This is a genomic window from uncultured Citricoccus sp. (genome assembly GCF_937871995.1).
Classification (GTDB): Bacteria; Actinomycetota; Actinomycetes; order Actinomycetales; family Micrococcaceae; genus Citricoccus.
The window spans coordinates 1-1140 of record NZ_CALMQR010000071.1 but is presented as its reverse complement, the minus strand read 5'-3'; the positions used below and the strand labels follow the sequence as shown (position 1 = coordinate 1140).

The window sequence follows — 1140 nt, the reverse complement described above, 5'->3', positions numbered from 1 at the left end:
AGAACCGGCTGGACCCGCCGTTGACGCTGGTCCTGGACGAGATCGCGAACATCGCCGGAGCCTGGCCCGGGCTGACCCAGATCATGGCCGACGGCGGTGGGGTGGGCATCAGTGCCTTCGCCGTGTTCCAGTCCCTGGCCCAGGCCCGCAACGAATGGGGCGAACAGCCCGCCACCGCCCTGTTCGACGCGGCCACCGTGAAGATCCAGCTCGGCGGGGCCTCCAACGTGACCGACCTGGAGCTGTTCTCCCGGCTGGCCGGTCAACGTCAGATCACCCGCACCTCCACCTCCCGCGGCAAGGACTCGAACTCGACCTCCGAGCAGCTGCACGACACCGAGGTGCTGACGGTCTCGGAGCTGCGGCGTCTGCCCTTTGGCTGGGGGCTGCTGCTGAACCGCAACGGCCGGCCCATCCTGATGCGCATGACCAAGTGGACCGACCGCAAGGACGCCAAGCAGATCGAGGCCGCCATCACGGCGTACAACGCCGAACTGGCCGCGGAGCTCACCGGTGGGGCCGAGGTCCTGTCCTCCACCCCGACCGCCGCAGACACCGCCGAGGCGTCCACGGTGGCGGACTGGGCGGCCTCGGTGCCGGTGCGGTGAGACCATGGCACGGCTCTCGCTCACCCGCACCGGCTCGGAAAGCTACCAGGACTACCTGCGTTCACCGGCGTGGGGGTTCCGCCGGGTGCGCTGGTTCCGCGACGCCCGCGCCCGAGGCGTCGAACCGGCCTGCCCGGTCTGCCAACTGACCCTGGAACAGGCAGGCAGTCTCGATCTGCACCACCTGCGCTACGACGGGGTGCACCGTGACCCGGTCACCGGGGCGTGGCAGGCACGGGAGGCTGATGAGGACCTGATGCCGATGTGTCGGGCCCACCACGAACAGCTGCACGCCTGTCTGGATGCGCGCAAGGAGTACTTTGGCTGGGACCGGCGACGGGCCACGGTGCTTATCGTCGTCCGGATGATCCGCCGTCACAGAAAGAAGACCCATGACCACCAGTGATCCTGTCCCCGGCTCCACCGAGCCGCTGAACTGCGAACTGTGCCAGCGGGTCTCCGTCCTGCAGTTCCACACCACCAGCACCGACCTGCTGGACCGTGCCGAATGCCGCCGCGCCAACGGGGACGG

The 1140-nt window shown here is 69.0% G+C and carries 2 protein-coding genes; both read left to right on the top strand.

Annotated elements, in window-relative coordinates; genetic code table 11:
• The coding region (locus tag Q0283_RS08075; protein WP_298044151.1) for a type IV secretory system conjugative DNA transfer family protein at nt 1-608 on the top strand (608 nt) is incomplete at its 5' end.
• Between the two features lie 4 nt (nt 609-612).
• Nucleotides 613-1014, top strand: a complete 402-nt coding sequence (locus Q0283_RS08070; protein WP_298044150.1) for a hypothetical protein — start codon at nt 613-615, stop codon at nt 1012-1014.
• The last annotated feature ends 126 nt before the right edge of the window (nt 1015-1140 follow it).

Excerpts from the sequence above, each read along its gene's own strand:
- Q0283_RS08070 (WP_298044150.1), top strand. The coding sequence starts at position 613 with ATGGCACGGCTCTCGCTCACCCGCACCGGCTCGGAAAGCTACCAGGAC.